18 protein-coding genes and 1 riboswitch are annotated in these 21,074 nt (G+C 57.1%); of the genes, 15 read left to right on the top strand and 3 right to left on the bottom strand.

The genetic code is table 11. From position 1 onward, the window contains the following. Positions 1–92 precede the first annotated feature (92 nt). Entirely contained in the window at positions 93–1,451 is a 1,359-nt protein-coding gene (gene ffh / locus J0X19_RS01590; protein WP_206980126.1) for a signal recognition particle protein, read from the bottom strand. A gap of 50 nt (positions 1,452–1,501) precedes the next feature. Further along, the gene (locus tag J0X19_RS01585) at positions 1,502–1,948 is read right to left on the bottom strand and encodes a hypothetical protein (RefSeq protein WP_206980125.1); all 447 of its coding nucleotides are present in this window, start codon (positions 1,946–1,948) and stop codon (positions 1,502–1,504) included. Positions 1,949–2,056: 108 nt separating this feature from the next. On the opposite strand from J0X19_RS01585, the gene J0X19_RS01580 reads away from it, so the two are divergent. Together J0X19_RS01580 and pseB are read left to right on the top strand one after the other, a co-directional pair. Next, positions 2,057–3,370: a glycosyltransferase family 4 protein gene (locus tag J0X19_RS01580; protein WP_317194723.1), complete on the top strand. Its 1,314-nt coding sequence runs from the start codon at positions 2,057–2,059 to the stop codon at positions 3,368–3,370. A gap of 144 nt (positions 3,371–3,514) precedes the next feature. Beyond that, complete coding sequence (pseB, locus tag J0X19_RS01575; RefSeq protein ID WP_206980124.1) at positions 3,515–4,534, top strand: UDP-N-acetylglucosamine 4,6-dehydratase (inverting); 1,020 nt, start codon at positions 3,515–3,517, stop codon at positions 4,532–4,534. Positions 4,535–4,618: 84 nt separating this feature from the next. Here the strand turns inward: pseB and J0X19_RS01570 are convergent, their stop codons facing one another. Continuing rightward, positions 4,619–6,130, bottom strand: a complete 1,512-nt coding sequence (locus J0X19_RS01570; RefSeq protein ID WP_206980123.1) for a T9SS type B sorting domain-containing protein — start codon at positions 6,128–6,130, stop codon at positions 4,619–4,621. Between the two features lie 723 nt (positions 6,131–6,853). Here J0X19_RS01570 and pseC point away from each other — a divergent pair. From pseC to J0X19_RS01505, 13 genes are all read left to right on the top strand, one after another. Continuing rightward, positions 6,854–8,020, top strand: a complete 1,167-nt coding sequence (pseC, locus tag J0X19_RS01565) for a UDP-4-amino-4,6-dideoxy-N-acetyl-beta-L-altrosamine transaminase (RefSeq protein WP_206980122.1) — start codon at positions 6,854–6,856, stop codon at positions 8,018–8,020. Next, positions 8,013–8,753 (top strand): cytidylyltransferase domain-containing protein, encoded by a 741-nt coding sequence (locus tag J0X19_RS01560; RefSeq protein WP_206980121.1) that lies wholly within the window; start codon positions 8,013–8,015, stop codon positions 8,751–8,753. The genes pseC and J0X19_RS01560 overlap by 8 nt, the downstream gene beginning before the upstream one ends. Before the next feature lie 11 nt (positions 8,754–8,764). Continuing rightward, positions 8,765–9,781, top strand: a complete 1,017-nt coding sequence (gene pseG / locus J0X19_RS01555) for a UDP-2,4-diacetamido-2,4,6-trideoxy-beta-L-altropyranose hydrolase (RefSeq protein WP_206980120.1) — start codon at positions 8,765–8,767, stop codon at positions 9,779–9,781. 107 nt (positions 9,782–9,888) lie between these two features. After that, positions 9,889–10,434: a UDP-4-amino-4,6-dideoxy-N-acetyl-beta-L-altrosamine N-acetyltransferase gene (gene pseH / locus J0X19_RS01550; RefSeq protein WP_206980119.1), complete on the top strand. Its 546-nt coding sequence runs from the start codon at positions 9,889–9,891 to the stop codon at positions 10,432–10,434. A gap of 13 nt (positions 10,435–10,447) precedes the next feature. Further along, entirely contained in the window at positions 10,448–10,846 is a 399-nt protein-coding gene (locus tag J0X19_RS01545) for a MaoC family dehydratase (protein ID WP_206980118.1), read from the top strand. Positions 10,847–10,981: 135 nt separating this feature from the next. Further along, complete coding sequence (locus J0X19_RS01540) at positions 10,982–11,680, top strand: DUF4328 domain-containing protein (protein ID WP_206980117.1); 699 nt, start codon at positions 10,982–10,984, stop codon at positions 11,678–11,680. Positions 11,681–11,710: 30 nt separating this feature from the next. After that, positions 11,711–12,745 (top strand): pseudaminic acid synthase, encoded by a 1,035-nt coding sequence (pseI, locus tag J0X19_RS01535; protein WP_206980116.1) that lies wholly within the window; start codon positions 11,711–11,713, stop codon positions 12,743–12,745. 7 nt (positions 12,746–12,752) lie between these two features. Then, entirely contained in the window at positions 12,753–14,057 is a 1,305-nt protein-coding gene (locus J0X19_RS01530; protein ID WP_242581800.1) for a glycosyltransferase family protein, read from the top strand. A gap of 31 nt (positions 14,058–14,088) precedes the next feature. After that, positions 14,089–15,459, top strand: coding sequence for a DUF7033 domain-containing protein (locus tag J0X19_RS01525; protein WP_206980115.1), 1,371 nt, complete (start codon positions 14,089–14,091; stop codon positions 15,457–15,459). Positions 15,460–15,560: 101 nt separating this feature from the next. Continuing rightward, positions 15,561–17,051 carry a lipopolysaccharide biosynthesis protein gene (locus J0X19_RS01520; protein ID WP_206980114.1) on the top strand — a complete coding sequence of 497 codons (1,491 nt, stop codon included), beginning with the start codon at positions 15,561–15,563 and terminating at the stop codon, positions 17,049–17,051. 322 nt (positions 17,052–17,373) lie between these two features. Then, positions 17,374–17,465, top strand: a riboswitch (SAM riboswitch). Positions 17,466–17,788: 323 nt separating this feature from the next. Beyond that, entirely contained in the window at positions 17,789–18,562 is a 774-nt protein-coding gene (locus J0X19_RS01515) for a phosphoadenylyl-sulfate reductase (protein WP_206980113.1), read from the top strand. Positions 18,563–18,688: 126 nt separating this feature from the next. Further along, complete coding sequence (cysD, locus tag J0X19_RS01510) at positions 18,689–19,600, top strand: sulfate adenylyltransferase subunit CysD (RefSeq protein WP_206980112.1); 912 nt, start codon at positions 18,689–18,691, stop codon at positions 19,598–19,600. Between the two features lie 139 nt (positions 19,601–19,739). Continuing rightward, entirely contained in the window at positions 19,740–21,029 is a 1,290-nt protein-coding gene (locus J0X19_RS01505; protein ID WP_206980111.1) for a sulfate adenylyltransferase subunit 1, read from the top strand. Positions 21,030–21,074: the final 45 nt, after the last annotated feature.

Raw genomic sequence — 21,074 nt, 5'->3', positions numbered from 1 at the left:
TATATAGCAGTCATAGGTATGCCTTAAAAAGCAATCGGCCCGGACACTGTGGGAGCGTCCGGGCCGATTGCTTTTTCAGCGCAGGATAAGGGCTAGAACTTACCGCCGGCTTTGCCCATGCCGCCCATCATGCGGGCCATTTGCTGCATACCGCCTTTGGTCTGGCTCATCTTGTTCATGGTGCGCATCATTTTGCGCATGTCCTCGAACTGCTTCATCAGGTTGTTGACCTGCTGAATATCGGTGCCGGAGCCTTTGGCGAGGCGCTTGCGGCGGGAGCCATTGAGCACATCGGGGTTGGCGCGCTCGAAAGGGGTCATGCTCTTGATAATGCTTTCGATAGGCTTGAAGGCATCATCGTCGATTTCCACGTCTTTGATGGCCTTGCTCATGCCGGGAATCATGCCCACCAAGTCTTTCAGGTTGCCCATCTTCTTGATCTGCTCCAGCTGCGAGAGGAAGTCATCGAAGTTGAATTGGTTTTTGCGGATTTTCTGGTTGATGCGCTTGGCTTCGTCCTCATCAAACTGCTGCTGCGCGCGCTCTACCAGCGAAATTACGTCGCCCATGCCCAGGATCCGCTGCGCCATCCGGTCGGGATAGAACATGTCCAGCGCTTCCATCTTCTCACCGGTCGAGATGAACTTGATGGGCTTTTCCACCACGGCCCGGATGCTGAGCGCCGCACCGCCGCGGGCGTCACCATCAAGCTTGGTGAGTACTACGCCATCAAAGTTCAGCCGGTCGTTGAAGGTTTTGGCGGTATTTACGGCGTCCTGGCCGGTCATCGAGTCCACCACGAACAGCGTTTCGCTCGGGTTGATGGCCCGCTTCACCGCTTCAATTTCAGTCATCATCTGCTCGTCCACGGCCAGGCGGCCGGCGGTGTCGATGATAACCACCTTCTTGTTGTTTTTGCGGGCGTACTCAATGGCATTGCGCGAAATGTCCACCGGGTTTTTGTTTTCCACCTCGGCGTACACTTCCACCCCAATCTGCTCGCCCAGCACTTGCAGCTGGTTGATAGCCGCCGGACGGTACACGTCGCAGGCCACCAACAGCACGGTGCGGTTTTGCTTCTTGATAAAGGAAGCCAGCTTGCCGGCAAACGTGGTTTTGCCCGAGCCTTGCAGGCCCGAGAGCAGCACCACGGCCGGGTCACCTTTGATAACAATGTCCTTTTTGTCGCCGCCCATGAGCTGGGTTAGCTCATCATAGACGATTTTGGTCATGAGCTGGCCCGGCGACACGGTAGTTAGCACGTCGCGGCCCATGGCCTCGTCCTTAATTTTGTCGGTGACTTCCTTGGCCACCTTGTAGTTTACGTCGGCGTCAACGAGGGCGCGGCGGATTTCCTTGATGGTGGCCGCCACGTTGATTTCGGTGATGCTGCCCTGGCCTTTAAGGGTTTTAAAGGCTTTGTCGAGCTTGGTACTGAGGTTATCAAACATCGGTTGATGCGCTGCTTATGTAAAATGTTGCTGCGTTGTTTTCTGGCTCGCTAAGAAGCCTTATTCAACACTATATTTTCCAGAACTTCCAGCCGCCGAATCACGTCAACCACAGTGGGTTGAGTTACTTCCACGCGAGCCAGCCGCTGGTCTATTTGCTGCACGTCGTGGCGCAGCTCCGTAACTTCCTGCTTGACGCCGGCTACTTCGTCTTTCACCCCGGCCACTTCTTTTTTCAAGTCGGCTACCTCTTGCTTGACGCCGGCCACTTCGTCTTTTACGCCGTCAATTTTCTTTTCCATCCGGATGAAGCCGTCGGCTACGGCCGTGGCAAACCGGTCGAAGATGGCCTCGAAGCGGGCATTGGTTTCCTGGGCGGTTTGGCGCATTTCCGTGCGCAGCTCCCCAATGGCGCGGGTAGTGGTTTCCGTCTGCCGGTCAGTGGCGCGAAGCAGGTCGGCCAGGAGAGCCAAAATTTCGGAGTTGTCGGGAGCCATGCGAGGGTATACGAGCTGAAAACGGGTCCAGCCTTCAAAAGTAACCAGAAAACCCCGAAAGGCCGCATCTGCGTACCTTCGCACTTTCACGCCTCCTGTTCTGCTCCCGTGCCCGACCGTCCGCTCCGCCTGCTCGTCATTACGTATTACTGGCCGCCATCCGGAGGGGCGGGTGTGCAACGAAGCTTGAAATTTGTGAAGCACCTGCCCGCGCTGGGCGTTGAGCCCACGGTGATTACCGTGGACCCGGAGCGCGGCGCGTACCCAGTGCTCGACCATTCTTTAGCCGCCGAAATACCCGCCAGCGTCCGGGTGCTTCGGACGGGTACTTCCGAGCCCTTTGGGAGCTACAAGAAACTGACCGGACGGCAGCAAATACCCTACGGCGGCTTCGCCAACGAAAGCAAGACCAGCCTGGTGCAGCGGGCCTTCAAGTTTGTGCGGGGCAACCTGTTTATTCCGGATGCCCGGCGCGGCTGGAACGCTCACGCCTTGCAGGCCGTAGCCGACCTGGTGGCGCAAGGGGAGCAGTTTGACGCCGTGCTGACCAGCTCACCGCCGCACTCCTCGCAGCTGATTGGGCTGGAGCTGAAACGCCGCTACGGCTGGCGCTGGCTGGCCGACCTGCGCGACCCTTGGACCGACATTTACTACAAGGCCGAGCTAAACCAAACCGCGCCAGCCCGCTGGCTCGACGCCCGCTACGAGCGGCAGGTACTGGAGCAGGCCGACATTGTGCTGACGACCAGCGCCGATACCAAACGGCTGTTCCTGGGCAAATCGGGCAAGCTGCACGACAGTAAATTTCATGTACTGCCCAACGGCTACGACGAGAGTGACTTCCTGCTTCCCTCCTCCCCGCCCACCGATGCGCTGCTGATTACGCATACGGGCACCATTTCCGAAACTTACCATATCGAGCTGCTGCTGAGCGCCGTAGCGGAGTGCCGCCGCCGCCACCCCGAGGTGCCGCTCCGGCTGCGCTTCGTGGGCAAAGTAGCCGAGGGCGTGCAGCGCCAGCTTACTGCCGCCGGCCTCAACGACGCTACCGAGCTGCTGCCGTTCGTACCGCACGACGAATCGGTGGGGTTTCTGCTGCGCTCCACCGTGCTGCTGATGGCCATTCCGGATGTGGCCCACAACTTCGGTATCCTGCCGGGCAAAGTGTTCGAGTACCTGGCCGCCAACAAGCCCATCATCTGCGTGGGGCCCACCGGCTCCGATGCCGACAACCTGCTGCAAGAGTGCGGCGCCGGCCGCGCCTGGCCCTACGACGCCTACGAGGACATGCTGGAGTGCCTGGAAACGCTCGTGGCCCAGTGGCGCGTTAATCCCAACCTCGACCTACCGGCCCTAAGCCACGCCCGCTACTCCCGCCGCTCCCTTACCGAGCAGCTGGTGAAGCTGGTGAAGAGAAGCTAGGAGCTCGAAGTTAGGAGCAGGGAGTCAGGAGCCATATTTTCTCCTTCGTATCCCATCTTTCCGCACTACCCAAGTACCCTTACCTTTGCGCCTCCTCTCCTGTCTCCTACTAGCTCCTGGCTTCTAACTCCTGGCTTCTTTTTAATGGCTCTCGACCTCAATCATAAATCTATTCTGGTAACCGGCGGCACCGGTTCGTTCGGCAAACAGTTTGTGCAGACTGTGTTCGATAAGTTTCCGCAGGTGCGACGGCTGGTAGTGTACTCGCGCGACGAGTTGAAGCAGTACGAAATGTCGCAGACGTTTCCGCAGAGCAAGTATCCGGCTATCCGCTATTTTATTGGCGACGTGCGGGATGCGGACCGGCTGAAACGGGCTTGCGAAGGGGTAGACATTATTGTGCACGCTGCCGCCCTCAAGCAAGTGCCCGCCGCCGAGTATAACCCCATGGAGTGCATCAAAACCAACATCTTCGGGGCCGAAAACGTGATAAACGCCGCGCTGGACTGTGGCGTGAAAGAAGTGGTAGCGCTGAGCACTGATAAAGCTGCCGCCCCCATCAACCTGTACGGCGCCACCAAGCTCTGCTCCGATAAGCTGTTTGTGGCTGCCAACAATATGAAAGGCGCCCGTGACCTGCGCTTTTCGGTGGTGCGCTACGGCAACGTAATTGGCTCCCGCGGGTCGGTGGTGCCGTTTTTCCTGCAACAGCGCCACTCCGGCGTGTTGCCCATCACCCACCCCGACATGACACGCTTCAACATCTCCTTGGAAGAAGGCGTGGATTTAGTGCTGTATGCGCTGGAGCACAGCTGGGGCGGCGAGATTTTCGTACCAAAGATTCCGAGCTACAAAATCACGGAAGTAGCCGAAGCCATCGGCCCAAACTGCCGGCAGGAAATCGTGGGGATTCGCCCTGGCGAGAAGCTGCACGAGGAAATGATAACCGAAACCGACGCGCTAAGCACTATCGAGCTCGACAGGTATTACGTCATTCTGCCGTCTACGCCGCAATGGAGCGTAGATGAATTCATAGCGCATTTCGGTGGCAAACGCATGCCGCTGGGCTTCCATTACGATTCCGCTAACAACGACCATTGGCTGTCTGCCGAGCAGATCCGCGAGGAAATCCGGCTGCACGTAGACGCAGATTTTGAAGTGTAATACCACCACAATTAATAAGAAAAAGCCCACTGCATTCATTGAACGCAGTGGGCTTTTTCTTGATTGCAGGCCTATCCGTTTCTGTTAGCGTATCACTTCCACCCAGCCTTTGTAGTGCTGACCGGTCTGTGCATTGTGGAGCATGTAGTAGTATATACCCGCAGACTGCCCGGCCGCGTTCCAGGAGTTATCATAAGCAGCCGTTTGGTACACGCGGCGGCCCCAACGATTGTAAATTTCGATGCTCCAGTTTCGTGGATTCAATCCTTTCAGCGCGAAGGCATCGTTTTTAGTATCTCCGTTGGGCGTGATAATATTAGGAATCTTGAACGGGCACTGCGCGTCACGCACTACAATTTCGTCGCGCCCTGTGCAACCGCCTGACAACGTTACTTCCACTGCGTAAGTACCCGCAGCTTGCACCATAAATGTGCTGTTAGTTGAGTTGTCTTGCCACCGATAGGTAGCTCCCGCCGGCTGCGCATTAGCCCGTAATACCAAAGGCGCACTCAAGCAGGCGGTGGTATCGGCCCCAAGGCGCACTGTGGGCGCTGCCTGCAAAGAAATTGTGGTAGTTGCCTGAGCAGAGCAGCCTTGCGGCGACGTTACCGTTACTGAATAAATACCAGGCTGCGTGACCACCAAAGAAGTACCGGTAGAAGCATCCTGCCACCGGAACGTACTCCCTGTTGGCTGCGTACTGGTTGTGAGCACTAGCGTTTGGCCAGGGCAAATAGATTGTGCCGGCGCCCCTATTGAAACAACGGGCAGTTGATTGACAGTTACCGTCTGAGTGGTGATAATAGGACTAGCATTTCCTGGCAAGGTTGTCGTGACGGTAACCGTATAGGTACCAGCGGCTGCGTAGGTGTGGGTTGGAGTGGCACCAGTACCCGTATTAGCCGCCCCTGAACTCGGGTCACCAAAATTCCAAACGTGCGTAGCTACTGGCGTAACAGGCGACAGCGCAACGGAGAAAGAACTTGCTGCGCCCACGCAAACTGCTGGCGCCGAAACAGTAGCCGTTGTTATCTGCTGAGAAAAGCTATTAGGAAAGTTGGGCAAACCTACTTGACACAGGCCACCTGCTACCACAGAACCAGTTGTATAGCCGCAGGCTAGCCCAAGGGCATTAGGATTGGCAATTACCCCCATTGTAGGACTTTGAAGCAATGCCACATAAATACGGCCGTCGGGGCCAAGTTGTAAGGCACTAGTAGGATAGCCGAATAATGAGCCGATGTTTTGCCGCGTTGAAGCCGGAGTAGCGCTGCTCAAATTGTACTGATAGATTCCGTTTGCCAGGTCGGTAGTGTACAGCTTGGTGTTATCAGGAGAAAAGGCTACTCCATACGTTCTATCAAATGTACTACCCGTGTAGAGCTGGCGGGCATTGCTGACTTGCCCGGTGGAATTATTGAAATTAAACAGCTCTAGGCCGGCGTCGCGGGTTGCTACACCCAGCAGGCTCCCATCGGGAGACGCCTTCATGTACCCCACGGAATTAGCGTTGCCGAACGTGCCACCACCGCCTTGGTGCACCGTACCAACCCGGCTCACTACGGCGGTGCCAGCAATACCAGTTGGGCTTACCAAGAAGGCGAAAAAGCCATTGCCCTGCCACTCGTGCACCAACACCCACGTATCCCGGCCGTTAGCGTGTTGTATAGCTGTTAATTTTTCGGTGAGCCTACCGTTTGCTGATGGAGTAGGAACCGTTGTATTAAGAGGCAGCACTACTCCTCCTGCTCCATTCCGTAAGCTTACATCAACAAACGAGTAATGAAGGCCACCAACCAGTAGATTATCACAAGCATCTACGGTAAATACATAATAGCGCGTACTGCTGCCCGGCTCACGCACAATAAGAGCACCTTGAGTGGCAGACGTGTGCCCCATCAGGGTGGTGCTGCTCGGCATTAGCACATGGTTTTTATCCCAAATTGCTTCAGCATTAGTATAGAACAACAGATTTCCGCTGGCATCAGAAATTGAGGCACAAGCCTCGTAACTGCTCAACTGACCTGTAGTTAACGCAACAGGATTGCTTCCACCAAAGCGGAGGCCGCAATTTGAACCAAACAACCAATTTTGAGCTTCCCGTTGGCTATAGGCGGTAAGGCTGAGCAAGCAGCCAAGCAGAGTAAAAATTCTTTTCACGCTAAGTTGGATTATTAAACACTACAATATCCAGAATGACCTAAAAATCACGCTTAAATTGAACATTGCCGCCGCAAGTTATACAGATATCAGGTCAGGTTCAGCAAACCGCCATAGCAACTGCTCAGATATTTACCTTTGTCGAAACTCAATAATTGCATGCTCTTCTCCCCCACTCACCCCATTGCCTACGGCCGCCAGCACATCACCGAAGCCGACGTGCAAGCCGTGGTGGAAACCCTGCATTCCGACTACCTCACGCAAGGCCCGAAAGTGGGCGAATTTGAAGAGAAGTTTGCCGCCTATATTGGAGTAAAGTATGCCGTGGCGGTTAGCAACGGCACGGCGGCGCTGCATCTGTGCGCGCTGGCGCTGGGGGTGCAACCGGGCCAACGAGTTATTACTACGCCCATCACCTTTGCGGCATCGGCCAACTGTGTGCGTTACTGCGGTGGAGAGGTCTATTTCGCTGATATTGACCCAAATACAGCTTTAATTGACTTAAAGGCTGTACGCCAGTTGCTGGAAAGCCACCCGAAAGGCCACTTTCACGGCCTGATTCCGGTGGATTTTGCCGGATTGCCAGTGAATCTGGAAGAAGCGCGCAAGCTGGCCGACGAGTTCGGACTCTGGATTATCGAGGATGCTTGCCACGCGCCGGGCGGCTTCTTTACGGATTCTCAAGGGCAGGAGCAGCGGTGCGGCAACGGGCAGTTTGCCGATTTGGCCATCTTTAGCTTCCACCCCGTCAAGCACATTGCCACCGGCGAAGGCGGCATGATTACCACCAACCGCGAAGATCTGTACCAGGAACTGCTAAAGCTTCGCACGCACGGCATCACCAAAGACCCCGCCCAGATGCACCGCAACGAAGGTGGCTGGTACATGGAAATGCAGGAACTCGGCTACAATTACCGCATGCCCGACATGCTATGCGCCCTGGGTATCAGCCAACTCAACCGCGCCGAAGAGGGCCTGGCGCGCCGCCGTACGTTGGCCGCGCGCTACGACGCAGCTTTTGCCGGCCTGGCCTCCATCCGCCCCCTGGCAGGTGCCCCCGGCCACGCGTATCACTTGTACGTCATTCAGGTGGAAAACCGCAAAGGGCTCTATGATGCGTTGCGAGCTAAAAACATCTACGCGCAGGTGCACTACATTCCGGTGCATACCATGCCGTATTACCAGGGACTGGGCTGGCAGCCAGGCGACTTCCCATTGGCCGAGCAGTATTACGCACACTGCCTGAGTATTCCGCTTTTCCCTTCGCTCACCGATGCCGAGCAGGAATACGTTATTGCCTGCATCAAGGAGTTTTGCCATGCATAGTCCTCGTATTGGCATCATCACCCAGGCCCGGATGGGGAGCACGCGTCTACCCGGCAAAGTACTGCGCACCATCCGCGGCACTTCTATCTTGGAATACCATGTGCGCCGGCTTGAAACCAGTGGGCTGCCGGTCTATATTGCTACCACCACCCTCCCCGCCGACGACGCCATTGTGGAACTGGCGCGCCAACTGAACATACCCTGTTTTCGGGGCGAGGTAGATGACGTACTAAGCCGCTACTTTGCTACGGCAACGCACTTCGGACTGGATGTGGTGGTGCGCGTCACGTCGGACTGCCCTTTGTTGGATGGGCGCTTGATTGGTGCGGAAGTGCAGCGCTACGTAGCCGCCGCCGACTCACACCTTTACCTCTCCAACGGCTTAATCCGGACGTTTCCGCGCGGGCTCGATTTTGAAGTGTTCTCGTATGCGCTATTGGCTGAGGCGCAGCAGCACGCTACCAGCGCCTCCGACCGGGAGCATGTGACGCCCTACATTCACCAGAATCGGTCTGGCCAGGTCCATTTCGCGCACGCCGTACGGGAGCCCGATGCCAGTCGTTTCCGCGTAACGCTGGACACAGCCGAAGACTTCCAGTTGCTAGAGGTGCTATTAGCGCAATATCACGCCGATGCCCTGTCGGCGGATGAGTTGATTGCGCTGCTGGAAGCCCACCCGGAAGTGGCGGCCATCAATGCCCAAATCGAGCAGAAGAAATACGATTTTTCCTAAGCAGCGTTCTGATGCGTATTATTTTTCGGGCTGATGGCAATGCCCAGATTGGGCTGGGCCACGTGGTTCGGTCGTTGGCGTTGGCAGCAGTGGTAGAAGCAGTTGGCCCGTGCTATTTCGCGGTGCAGCAGCCAACGGCAGCGGTACGAAACCTGCTGGCGCAGGCGGGAGTAACGCTCATTGAATTACCCGAACAGCCGTGGCTTGCGGAGGCGCATTATCTGAGCAGTTCGGTGCTTCAAGCCTCCGACATTGTGGTACTGGACGGTTACCACTTCGACCGTGCGTATCAAGAAATCATCAAAAATGCGGGCTGCCGGTTGGTTTGCATTGATGACTTGCACGCTACCTCTTTTGTTGCCGACCTGATCATCAACCACTCCCCTGGCGTAACGCCCTGTAACTATTCGGCGCTGCCTGGCACGCGTTACTGCCTGGGGCCTGGCTTCTCTTTGCTTCGCCCGGCTTTTTTGCGGCACGCTTTGGCGCCTACGGCCGCCCCGGTTCCCATTAGCAACGTACTTTTATGCTTTGGCGGTGCTGACCCTCAGCAAGTTACCACCCGTATGCTCACGGCATTGCTAGCCTTGCCAGCTATTCAGCAGATTGGAGTAGTGCTGGGTGGCGCTTTCAATGAACAAGCTGCGCTAACTGAAATTCTAGCTCAACATACCACTGGCCGCATTGAAGTGCATCGGAATATTCCGGCCGAAGCTCTTGTAACCTTGCTGCTGCGCTACCAGGTGGTGGTTTGCCCCGCCAGCACAGTCCTGATTGAAAGCCTGATACTGGGCCGCGCTGCTCTGACGGGGTATTACGTGGAAAACCAGCGCCACCTAGCCGACTACGTACACGCGCATCAACAGGCCTTTTCGCTGGGCGACCTAACGCAACTCCCCAATGCCGCCTTGCCCGCTACCTTGCAGCAGGGCCTACATTTTCACGAAGCCACTTTGCGCGCGCCTTACGCTCTTGAACTTGCTCACTCTCAACTACAAGCCGAGTTTCGGCGGTTGGCTGGGCAGTAGTTCAACTTGGTTTTCAACCAGACAGCAGAAGTCCACCCGGTGCAACCGTCTCACAAATGAGTAGGTTGTCTTACTTTGCGTTGCTGTCTTTCTCACGTTTGTTGCTCATGTCCTCTGAAATTCTTCGCCCTTTACTTGCCGACGACTTGGAAATGGTTCGCACGTGGCGCAACTCCGAAGCCGTAGCGCGCTATATGTACAACGACGAGCCGATTACAGAGGCGCAGCAGCAGGCCTGGTTTGCCAGCGTGAGTCAGGACTCGTCCAAGCAATACTGGGTTATCACGCACCAGGGCCGCGCCATAGGAGTTGCCAACCTGTACGCCATTAACCGCACGTTCAACTCCTGCTATTGGGCCTTTTATATTGCCGACCAGGATGTACGTGGAGCAGGTATTGGGGCCAAGGTGGAATTCTCAGTACTTGAATACGTCTTCGAAACCCTGAAGCTCAACAAGTTACTCTGTGAGGTTTTTGTTGATAACGACAAGGTGATTACCATGCACGAGAAGTTTGGCTTCCGCCGAGAGTCCTATTTCCGGGAACATATCCGCAAAAACGGCGCCTACAAAGACGTGGTAGGGCTGGCCCTGCTCCGGCGCGAATGGAGCCAGCTCCGCGAGGGAATGCGCGCTAAAATCTACCGCTCTTAACGGCCTTCTGCTCATGCCCTTATCAGTAGGCGACACCGCCAGCCTGCGCAAATTTATGCTGGACGCCGATGTGCGCCTGTTCGCGCAATTGTCGCTTGATACCAACCCGGTTCACCTCAACGACGAGTTTGCCGCACAAACCCGTTTCGGGCAGCGCATCTGTCCGGGTATGCTCTACAGCTCCCTGATTAGCGCTGTTATTGGCACCCAACTGCCAGGGCCAGGCACTATCTATGTGAAACAGACCTTGCGCTTTTTGAAACCAGTCTATATCGGAGACGAGGTTACGGCGGTAGTCACGGTGGCGAAGCTGCTACCGGCTCGGCAAATGGCCATTCTCACCACCGAATGCTTCAACCAGCAGCAGGTTGCCGTTATCCGTGGCGAGGCCGTGGTACTCCTGCCCGCGTGACGCATCAACAGTTTTGCATGAGCCCATACTATACAGCCTGCCTGCTACAAAGATAGTGGCACATGCTGCGTAAGGGTTATATTTCAATATCCGTATCCTGTTGCAATTTCAGCTTCTCTCCTTTTTTATCCTTATATGCTGCGCAATAACGCTGACCGCGCCCGACAAGCTATTGTTACTTTTTACTCTATTGCGGGTGTTTCATTGGGCACAGCAGTGCTGGATTTGCTTTATATAAACCGCTTAAGCCACGCCGGTAGTGAGGCTTCCACACTTGATTCCCTGCTGGACATTAGCCAGGGCTTGGTGAGTCTGGTACAATTGGCACTGATTGTGGCGGGCTTTGTGGTGCTTATCCGCTGGTTACGCCGGGCATACGTCAACCTGCAATTGGCTGGGCAGAGTACCGACTACTCGGATGGCTGGGCCGCCGGGGCCTGGTTTGTCCCTTTTCTTAATCTGTTCCGGCCTTATTCCATTGTGCGGGAAGTATGGCGGGGAACTCAGTTGCAGGCTTTCAACCGCGTACAGCCCCACAAACTCCTTCGAGTATGGTGGGTGGTGCACATTCTGGACAGCTTTCTAGGCAATGCGGCTGGCCGGGTTGCTTTCAGGGCCGAAACGCTGCCAGAACTGGAAAACAGCACCTGGCTCAGCTTTTTTTCCAACCTGCTTGGTATTGTAGCAGCCATACTTACTGCGTTGGTCGTGCAGCGCATCGCGCACTTCGAGGAGCAAATGCAGCTACAGACTCAAGTACAGGAACTCGGCAAGCCCCAACCGGAAGCTACCGAGTTTCTGCCTACTGATTTGGCCGGAGAGCAGTACTTTTAGAGCACTTTTCGTGCCTTCCTCTTCTTCACTATGCAACTTGGCTCCCGCCTTATCGGCCCCGACCAACCGCCGCTTATTATTGCCGAGCTCAGCGGTAACCACAACCAGGACCTGAATCGGGGCTTGGCTATTGTAGATGCTATGGCCGCCGCCGGTGCCCACGCCATCAAGCTCCAAACCTACACCGCCGATACCATGACGCTGCCCGGCGCCCACCGCATCGACGACCCTAACTCGTTGTGGTACGGCCGGGAGCTGCACGAGCTGTATCAAGAAGCCCATACGCCCTGGGAGTGGCATCGGCCGCTGTTCGAGCGGGCCCGGCAGCACGGCATGCTGGCCTTCAGCTCGCCATTCGACGAGTCGGCCGTGGATTTTCTGGAAGCGCTCGATGTGCCGGCCTATAAAATTGCCTCGTTTGAGAATACCGACTGGCCGCTGCTGCGCCGGGTAGCGGCCACCGGCAAGCCCGTCATTATGAGTACCGGCGCCAGCCAACTGTCGGAAGTGGCGGAGGCCGTGCAGGTGCTGCGCGAAGCCGGCTGCCGCGACTTGGTGCTGCTGAAATGCACCAGCACCTACCCGGCTACGCCCCAAAACACCAATCTGCGTACAATTCCGCATTTCCAGCAGCTGTTCCCCGATTGTCTGGTGGGCCTTTCCGACCATACCGCTGGGGTTGGCGCCTCAGTAGCGGCCGTAGCCTTGGGTGCCTGCGTAATTGAAAAACACGTAACCCTGCGCCGCGCCGATGGGGGCGTGGATTCGGCGTTTTCCTTGGAGCCCGAAGAAGTAGCCAGTTTAGTGACGGAAACCGAGCGTGCCTGGCAGGCCCTGGGCGAAGTGCAGTACGGTGTGCAACGCGCCGAAGAAAAAAGCCGCCTCTACAAACGGTCAGTCTACGTGGCTCAGGATATCAAGGCGGGCGAAGTTTTCACTAAGGAAAACCTGCGCGTGGTACGTCCCGGCGACGGTTTGGCGCCCCGTTATTTCGACCAACTCCTAGGCAAGCCCGCCCGGCAGGACCTCGGTGCGGGCACTCCCCTCACCTGGCAGGCGCTGTAACGGCGGTATGGGTAAATCTGCTGTTCCAAGCACCGTTACCGCCCGTCTGCGCGACATACTGCAACTGCGGTTCACCGACCTGTTTGCCGCGTTGCCGGCGCGGGTACTAGAATCCATTTCCCCAGCCAATCCGCTCAAGCGGCTCGGGAAAATAGCAGGATACACGACGTTACGATTGGTTGGCAATATATTCCAGCCCATCCGCAACGCCGAGCCGCTACACGGCAAGGTGTGGCTGTACGTGGTTAGCCAGAACAATTACGACTCCTTGCACTTCCTGCGCGAAACTCGGTCTGATGCGGTGTTGGTGGCTGGGCAAAGCAAGCAGATTGGCCGGTACCAGGCGCAGGTAAATCGGCTTTCCCTACGGCGCAAGCTACTCTACTACTGGCAGTTTCCGTTGGCATTGCTTGGGTTACTGGGCACAGCAGGTCACCGGGCCTGGCGGTTTTTCGATTTGATTTTCAACGCCATTGGTTACTACGAGGTGTACCGCCGGGCCCTGCGCCACTACCAACCCAAAGCCGTGGTATTTGCCAACGACCACAACGACGATGCCCGCGCCCTGCTCTTGGCCTGCCGCGCCGAGGGTGTACCAACTGCCTACGTACAGCACGCCAGCGTAAGTGCCAACTTCCCGCCCTTGGGCTTTGACCTAAGCCTGCTGGAAGGCCAGGACGCCCTGGATAAATACCGCCAATGTGGCCCAGTACACGGCCACGTAGAACTGGTGGGTATGCCGAAAGCCGACGAGTTTCTGCGCCGGAAAAACCTAAGCCCAGTAGTGAGGCGTGTGGGTATTGCCTGCAATGTACTCGATGAAACTACTGCCCTAACCACTACCCTCTCCTACCTGCTCGCGCAGTTTCCGGCCCTCACGTTCACCTTCCGCCCCCACCCCGGCGATGCGCGCAACTTCCGGTTTCTGCAAGAGCAGCATCCGCAGTTGCTGTTCTCCGATGCCCGGCAGGAAAGCGTGTTCGAGTTTCTTACCAAACAGGATGCGCTGATTGCCGCTGACACCAGCACCCACCTCGAAGCCACGCTACTCAATATCGTGAGCCTCTATTACCGCTTCAATGCCCACGCCACCACCGACGACTACTACGGCTATGTGGCCCGGGGCTTGGCAGAAAGAGCCCGCACTTTGCCGGAACTGGGGACGCTGCTCACCCGATACACCCAGCATAAACCCACCGACCTATACCGCCGCGCGGTGTATTACAACGCCACGCTGGGCACTTCCGAAGAAGGCCACAGCCAAGAGCGCGCCGCCCGCCTGCTTGCTGAATGGCTGGAATCCGTAGCGTAAGCAGTAGCTTGGGTTTCTGTTGGTTTGAACTATGCTTCCTCCTTTACCTCTAACAGCCCCGGTTACTGCCGAAACCCGGCTAGCGTATGTGCTACACCATTTCCGGCAGGCGTATGAGGCAATGCCAGCCGTAACCATCGGCTACGCTGACCAACGGCCACAGGTGGAAATAGTGGATTGCGCCGGGAGCTTTTTCACAGAGCAACGCCCTTATCCAGCCGATCCAAACATGCGCGAGTGGCAGGGCCGACAACTACCGGTATTCTTTGATTCTCATCCGGAAAAACCGCTGTTGGAACTATCAGCCCCAGGGCGCGCGCGCATCAACGCCGACGTAGTTTCGGCGGCTTTCTATCTGTTGAGCGGCTGGCAGGAATTCTTCAGCAACGAGCGGGACCGGCACGGGCGCTTCCCCTTTTCGGCCAGTGTTCAGCACCGTTACGGTTTTGTGGCGGTGCCGGTAGTGAATTACTACTTCGATGTGCTGAAAACCGCCGTGGAACACGTAACCAGCCAAGTAATACAGCCACGCCGCTGGGTGAATGATGCACCGTTTGCCACCTTCGTCACCCACGACATCGACCAACTGTACAGCGCCTGGAAAGCACCAGCCAAGGCCGCCTTGCGCAATAGAAACCTGCTGCAATTTGGGCGGCAGCTGTGGCGCCACTTCACCCAGCCCGACGCTTGGGACAACCTGGAGCAGGTGCAGCAGACCGTAGCCAGTTACGGTGCCAAAAGCACGTTCTTCTTTCTGCCTGAACACCGCAAATCAGCCGACGGCACGCCAAACGCCGACTACAATATCCGGCAGAAATGGCTGAAATTAGCCGCTGCTATTGGTGAATCAGAAGTTGGACTACACGCTAGCTTGGGTACGGCTCTGCATGGCGGTCAGTTCAAGCAGGACGAACACCGCTTGCAGCACTTGCGCAATGGTGTGAAGGCCTACGGTATCCGTTTTCACTACTTGCAATGGGAGCCACGCATCACTCCTACTCTTCTTTGCACGCTACGGTACGAGTACGATTCCACTTTGGGGTTTGCCGAGCATTATGGCTTTCGAAACAGCTACTGCCTGCCCTTCCAGCTTTTCGATTTTACGACTGGCAAAAGCTACGATTTCCTGGAAATCCCGCTCAACGTAATGGACGCCACGCTGCATCACCCCAACTATCTGCAACTGGCTCCCCACGAAATCCTACCGGCGCTGCAACCCATGTTCCAGGAAATCGAGCGGTTCGGGGGCGTCTGCACGCTGCTCTGGCACAACGACCACTTCGACCCGGCCAACGAAACCACCGGCCCCCGCCAGTTCGCCGAGCTGATGCAGTACCTTCGCAGCCGCAACACGGCCTTCGTCAATGGCACAGACATTTGTGGTGAGATGGTGAAATGGTGAGTTTGACGTTCTACCGGCGCAGGCTATGCTGGTAGAACGTCAAACTCACCATTTCCTAGAACATCAAACTCACCATTTCACCATTTCACAAGTTCACCTATTTGGGCATCGTTCAGCGGCAGGGGCTGCGCAATACTATCATTTCGTACGCCGGGCTAGGGCTGGGCTTTGTGAATACAGTGCTGGTGCTGCCCAAAATTCTGGAGCCCCAGCAAATTGGCCTGACCGGCGTACTAGCGGCTATTGCCACCATGCTGGCCCAAATAGCCGCCTTCGGGTTCGGCAATATGGGCGTGCGGTTTTTCCCCTATTTCCGCAAGCCTGAAGCTGGTCATCAGGGTTTCCTGCCGTTTCTGCTGAGTGTGCCGCTGCTGGGATTTGCGCTGGTAGCCGTGCTCTACCTGGCCGGCAAGCCGCTGGTCATGAGCTGGTACGCCGACGAAGCCACGGACATGGTGCTCCTCGACCAGTACTATTTCTGGGGCTTGGTGCTGGCGCTGTTTGTTCTGCTCATCAACCTCTGGGACGCCTACTTAAAAGGCCTATACCACACGGCCTTTTCGTCGTTCACTCAGGAAATTGTGCTCCGGCTGCTTATCACGGGTGGGGCGCTACTGTTTGCCGCCGGCTACCTCGATTTTCACGGCTACGTGCTCTGGTACATTGGGGCGAGTAGCGGAGTGGCAGTCTTGCTGATTGCCTACACCGCCTTTGTGGGCGAATTGCACCTGCGGCCAGCTTCGGTAGCAAGCGTGCGGCCGTTGCGCGAGATGCTGAGTTTTGGAGCGTTTGCGCTGCTTGGCAACGTCTCGGGCGTAGTTATTTCCAGCATCGATTCCTTGATGGTGAGCTCTAAAGTGGACCTGGATGCCGCGGGTATCTATGGCACCGCCTTCTTTATCAGCACGGCGCTGGTGCTGCCGTTTCGGGCGCTCTACAAGATTGCCTTTCCACTGCTGGCCGACTATTGGAAAAGCAACGACCTGCCCCGCATGGCCGACTTCTACCAGCGCACCACTCGTCTCAACACCATGCTGGGCTGCTACTTAGCGTTGGGTATTGCCCTAAACCTGGATTTCATCTATGCCCAGATGAAGCCTGCCTACGCCGCCGGCTCAGCCACGGTACTTATCCTGCTGGCCGCCCGCCTCTTCGATGGTATTACCGGTGTCAACGGCCTCATCGTTGTAACCTCGCCCCGCTACCGCTACGACCTGATTTTCAATGCTTCACTGGCCTTGGCAACGGTGCTGCTAAACCTGCTGCTCATTCCGCACTTGGGCCTGACGGGCGCCGCCGTAGCGGCTGCTATTGCGCTGGTGTGCATCAACTTGGCCCGCACCTGGTTTGTCTGGTACAGCTTTGGGTTACAGCCTTTCGACCGACGTGTACCGCTCATTCTGCTGCTAGCCGCTGTGGCAGGCGGCGCGGCGTGGCTAGTGCCTTTTGTGCATTCGCTGCTGGTTACTATGCTGCTTCGCTCCACACTCCTGACCGTACTGTACGGCGGATTACTGCTGGCAACCAACGCCGAGCCGCAGGTGCGCGAAACGCTGCAAAAGCTGCTCCGCCGGAGCCGTTCAAGCCGCTAAATTCCACTGCTACTTTTATTGGTATACCGAAGCTGCACTCAAAATATCTGTGCGAATACAACTATTTGTTGAGTGGTGTGCAGCTTAATTCGCTACAATTTCTATTGCCATACCGACAAGGGATAATCCGCTCTAGAGTCAACTGAGGGTTGCATTGCACTGACGAGCACACTTATTTCTTACACTAAGAAAGGGCCTCAACGAACTTGTATTGAAAACACAATAGCTTGGTTATCTGTATTGGATGCTATAAATAAATTTGGAAGTGTAAAATTTCGCCCACTACCTTTGTAGCATCAATTCTTTACCCCCAAAAGGATTGTTTTTATACAGAGGCGTGGAGAGACAGGCTCGACGAAGCGCCGGCAACCCTCGGATAATCCGAAACGGTGCCAAGTCCTGACCATATAAAAACAACAGCACCGTGAAACTCTTCACCATCACCGCCGCCAATTCCGCTACCCTTTCTGCTGTACAGCATGGGTGTTGTGGCATGGCTAGCCCCGTCTGTATGACCGTGGCTTTTGGGTGCTGTTGCTAGAGGTTACGCTACTCCCCTTTTTTCCTGGTTCGTGCGCTGAGTTCAGCTTGCTGATGCGTTGTTACGCATAGCCCTACGGCATTTCCGCACGTCCCGATTTTCGCCCACGGCTGGTTTCTCGCGCTGTTGCGCCACGCCAACGGGGCTATCCTTCGGCCCGATGTTGCCTACGCGGCAGCGTCTCCCTCTCTCGCCTATGTCCGCAGTTTCTGCCGCCCCGGCCGTCCCCAATCTGGACGCCCTGCGCCTTCAGCTACCAGCCGTTTCCGCTTTGGAGCGGTTGCGCCTCGTAGCTACCCACTTCCCCGGAAAAGCCGTGTTTTCCACTTCTTTCGGCTTGGAAGACCAGATTATCAGCCACTTGATTTTCGAGCACGAACTGCCCATCAAGGTGTTCACCCTCGATACCGGCCGCAACTTCCAGGAAACTTACTCCACCTGGAACAAGACGCTGCTCAAGTACGGGCAGTTGATTGAGGTATTCCATCCGCAGCGGGAAAGCGTGGAAGAGTTGATGCGCGCCAAAGGCCCCAACAGCTTCTACGAAAGCATCGACAACCGCAAGGAGTGCTGCTACATCCGCAAAGTGGAACCCCTGAACCGCGCCCTGGCCGGCCAGGACGCTTGGGTGACCGGCATCCGGGCCGAACAGTCGCAGAACCGCCAAACCATGGACCCCGTGGAATGGGATGCGGCCCACCACCTCACCAAGATTCACCCCCTCTTCGACTGGACCTGGGAACAGGCCGTGGAGTTTGCCCAGGCCAACGGCATTCCGGTGAACCCGCTGCACCAGCAAGGCTTCGTGAGCATCGGGTGCGCCCCCTGCACCCGCGCCATCAAGCCCGGCGAGGATTTCCGGGCCGGCCGCTGGTGGTGGGAAGACCTGTCGGCCAAGGAGTGCGGCCTGCATTCCACCGCCCGCCACGACGGTCCCGACCCGGTGGTAGAGCCGGTTGGCACGCTGTAGAGACGCGTATTCGCGCCTCCCGCCAGAACGACCGAAACCGCGCCGACCAAACAACATCAGCACGCGCCCAGACGCGAATACGCGTCTCTACACCCGCCCCAACATCGAACTGACATTCAGATCAATATGAGCACCCCAAAATTCGATTACCTCGACCGACTGGAAGCCGAAGCCATTCATATTCTGCGCGAAGTAGCCGGGCAGTTTGAACGGCCTGCGCTGCTGTTTTCGGGCGGCAAAGATTCCATTGTGCTGACCCGGTTGGCAGAAAAAGCGTTTCGGCCCGGCCGCTTCCCGTTCCCGCTGGTGCACGTAGATACCGGCCACAACTTCCCGGAAGTGCTGGCCTACCGCGACCAGCTGGCGGCTGAGCTGGGCGAAAAACTGATCGTGCGCAGCGTGGTGGATACCATCAAGCGGCAGCGCCTGCGGGAGCCGGGCGGCAAATTCCCGAGCCGTAACCCGCTCCAGACCTACACTTTGCTGGAGGTAATCGAGGAATTCGAGTTTGACGCGTGTATTGGTGGAGCCCGCCGCGACGAGGAGAAGGCCCGCGCCAAGGAGCGCATCTTTTCGGTGCGCGACGAGTTCGGCCAGTGGGACCCCAAGCGCCAGCGCCCCGAGCTGTGGAACGTGTACAACGGCCGCATTCAAAAAGGCGAAAACGTGCGCGTGTTCCCCATTTCCAACTGGACCGAGCTGGACGTGTGGCGCTACATCCAGCGCGAAAACATCCAGCTGCCCGACATCTACTTCGGCCACGAGCGCACCTGCGTGGTGCTGCCCAGCGGCCAGTTGCTGGGGCTTTCCGAGCACTTGCAGCTCGATGAGGAAGATGAAATAGTGACCCGGCAGGTGCGCTACCGCACCGTAGGCGACTCCACCTGCACGGCCGCCGTGGAAAGCGACGCCAGCACCGTGGAAGACATCATCCAGGACCTGCTGCTGGCCAAAGTGAGCGAGCGGGGCGCCACCCGCCTCGACGACAACATCTCAGAAGCCGGCATGGAAGACCGCAAACGCAATGGCTATTTCTAAGTGGTGAAATAGTGAGATGGTGAACTGGTGAGTTAGAGGTTTCCTTGGCGCGAATAGCGCATTTGAAACGCCAACCCCAGCATTCAGCATCTCACGTGAACCTTAAACTCACCATCTCACCACTTCACAATTTCACCTCATGGACTTACTTCGTTTTATCACCTGCGGCAGCGTTGATGACGGCAAAAGCACGTTGATTGGCCGCCTGCTGTACGACTCTGATTCGGTGTCGCTGGACGTGCTGGCGGCCCTGGAAAACCGCCCGACGGTGCACGGCGCCGTGGATTTGGCGTTGCTGACTGACGGCTTGCGGGCCGAGCGTGAGCAGGGCATCACCATTGATGTTGCCTACAAATACTTCACCACGCCGCGCCGCAAATTCATCATTACCGATGCGCCGGGCCACGTGCAATACACCCGCAACATGGTAACCGGGGCCAGCAACGCCGATTTAGCCATTGTGCTGGTGGATGCGCGCCAGGGCGTGATTGAGCAAACCCGCCGCCACACGCTGATTGCCGCGCTGCTGGGCATCCGCCACTTTGTGCTGGCTGTGAACAAGCTGGATCTGGTGGGCTTCGACGAGAACATCTTCAACCAGATTGCCGCTGACTACGCTGCCCTCACCGACCACTTCCAGCTGCCCACCGCTACCGCCATTCCGCTCAGCGCCCTGCACGGCGACAACGTGGTAAGCCGATCCAACCGCATTGCCTGGTACACCGGCCCGAGCTTGCTGGAACACCTGGAAAGCGTACCGGCCGCCGTGGAAGCCGCCAATGCCGAACCTCGCTTCCAGGTGCAGTATGTGATTCGCCCTCAGACCGATGCGCTGCCTGATTACCGCGGCTACGCCGGCCAAATCCAGAGCGGGCAGTACCGCCGCGGCGACCGGGTGAAGGTGCTGCCGTCGGGGCTGGAATCGGTGATTGAAGCTATTGAAGTCAACCAGCAGGAAGTGGAATCGGCCGTGGCTCCGCAGGCCGTGGTGCTGCGCCTCACCGACGACGTGGACATCAGCCGCGGCGACTCCATTATCCCCGTGAGCCACGTGCCGACGCTCACACGCGAGCTGGAAGCCACGGTGTGCTGGATGAGCGAGCAGCCCCTGCTGCCCGGCCGCAAGCTGCTGTTGCAGCACCATTCAGCAGTGGTGAAAGCCGCCGTGCCCACCATTCTGCACAAAGTGAACGTGCAAACCTTCGACCGCGCCGACGCCGAATCGGCCCAGCTCAACGACATCGTGCGGATACGCATCAAAACCGCCGTGCCACTGGCCGTGGACAATTACCACGAAAACCGCGTGACGGGCGCCTTCATCCTGGTAGACGAGCAAAGCGGCGACACGCTGGCCGCCGGCCTGATTGGCGCCGCCAACGCCGACTACTTCACCGCCCCAGTTACGCCGCCGGTAGCCTTCTCTATTTAGAAATGAGATAGGAGAGCTTAGAACTTAGATTCTGTTTTCCATAGC

The sequence above is a fragment of the Hymenobacter telluris genome (genome assembly GCF_017313265.1).
Classification (GTDB): Bacteria; Bacteroidota; Bacteroidia; order Cytophagales; family Hymenobacteraceae; genus Hymenobacter; species Hymenobacter telluris.
The sequence above is the reverse complement of the archived record's forward strand: the minus strand, read 5'-3'. Positions and strand labels throughout refer to the sequence as shown.

What these genes read in the sequence shown, in the direction of transcription:
- ffh (WP_206980126.1), bottom strand. Translation starts at nt 1,451, where the DNA reads ATGTTTGATAACCTCAGTACCAAGCTCGACAAAGCCTTTAAAACCCTT.
- J0X19_RS01585 (WP_206980125.1), bottom strand. Translation starts at nt 1,948, where the DNA reads ATGGCTCCCGACAACTCCGAAATTTTGGCTCTCCTGGCCGACCTGCTT.
- pseB (WP_206980124.1), top strand. Translation starts at nt 3,515, where the DNA reads ATGGCTCTCGACCTCAATCATAAATCTATTCTGGTAACCGGCGGCACC.
- pseC (WP_206980122.1), top strand. Translation starts at nt 6,854, where the DNA reads ATGCTCTTCTCCCCCACTCACCCCATTGCCTACGGCCGCCAGCACATC.
- J0X19_RS01560 (WP_206980121.1), top strand. Translation starts at nt 8,013, where the DNA reads ATGCATAGTCCTCGTATTGGCATCATCACCCAGGCCCGGATGGGGAGC.
- pseG (WP_206980120.1), top strand. Translation starts at nt 8,765, where the DNA reads ATGCGTATTATTTTTCGGGCTGATGGCAATGCCCAGATTGGGCTGGGC.
- pseH (WP_206980119.1), top strand. Translation starts at nt 9,889, where the DNA reads ATGTCCTCTGAAATTCTTCGCCCTTTACTTGCCGACGACTTGGAAATG.
- J0X19_RS01545 (WP_206980118.1), top strand. Translation starts at nt 10,448, where the DNA reads ATGCCCTTATCAGTAGGCGACACCGCCAGCCTGCGCAAATTTATGCTG.
- J0X19_RS01540 (WP_206980117.1), top strand. Translation starts at nt 10,982, where the DNA reads ATGCTGCGCAATAACGCTGACCGCGCCCGACAAGCTATTGTTACTTTT.
- pseI (WP_206980116.1), top strand. Translation starts at nt 11,711, where the DNA reads ATGCAACTTGGCTCCCGCCTTATCGGCCCCGACCAACCGCCGCTTATT.
- J0X19_RS01530 (WP_242581800.1), top strand. Translation starts at nt 12,753, where the DNA reads ATGGGTAAATCTGCTGTTCCAAGCACCGTTACCGCCCGTCTGCGCGAC.
- J0X19_RS01525 (WP_206980115.1), top strand. Translation starts at nt 14,089, where the DNA reads ATGCTTCCTCCTTTACCTCTAACAGCCCCGGTTACTGCCGAAACCCGG.
- J0X19_RS01515 (WP_206980113.1), top strand. Translation starts at nt 17,789, where the DNA reads ATGTCCGCAGTTTCTGCCGCCCCGGCCGTCCCCAATCTGGACGCCCTG.
- cysD (WP_206980112.1), top strand. Translation starts at nt 18,689, where the DNA reads ATGAGCACCCCAAAATTCGATTACCTCGACCGACTGGAAGCCGAAGCC.
- J0X19_RS01505 (WP_206980111.1), top strand. Translation starts at nt 19,740, where the DNA reads ATGGACTTACTTCGTTTTATCACCTGCGGCAGCGTTGATGACGGCAAA.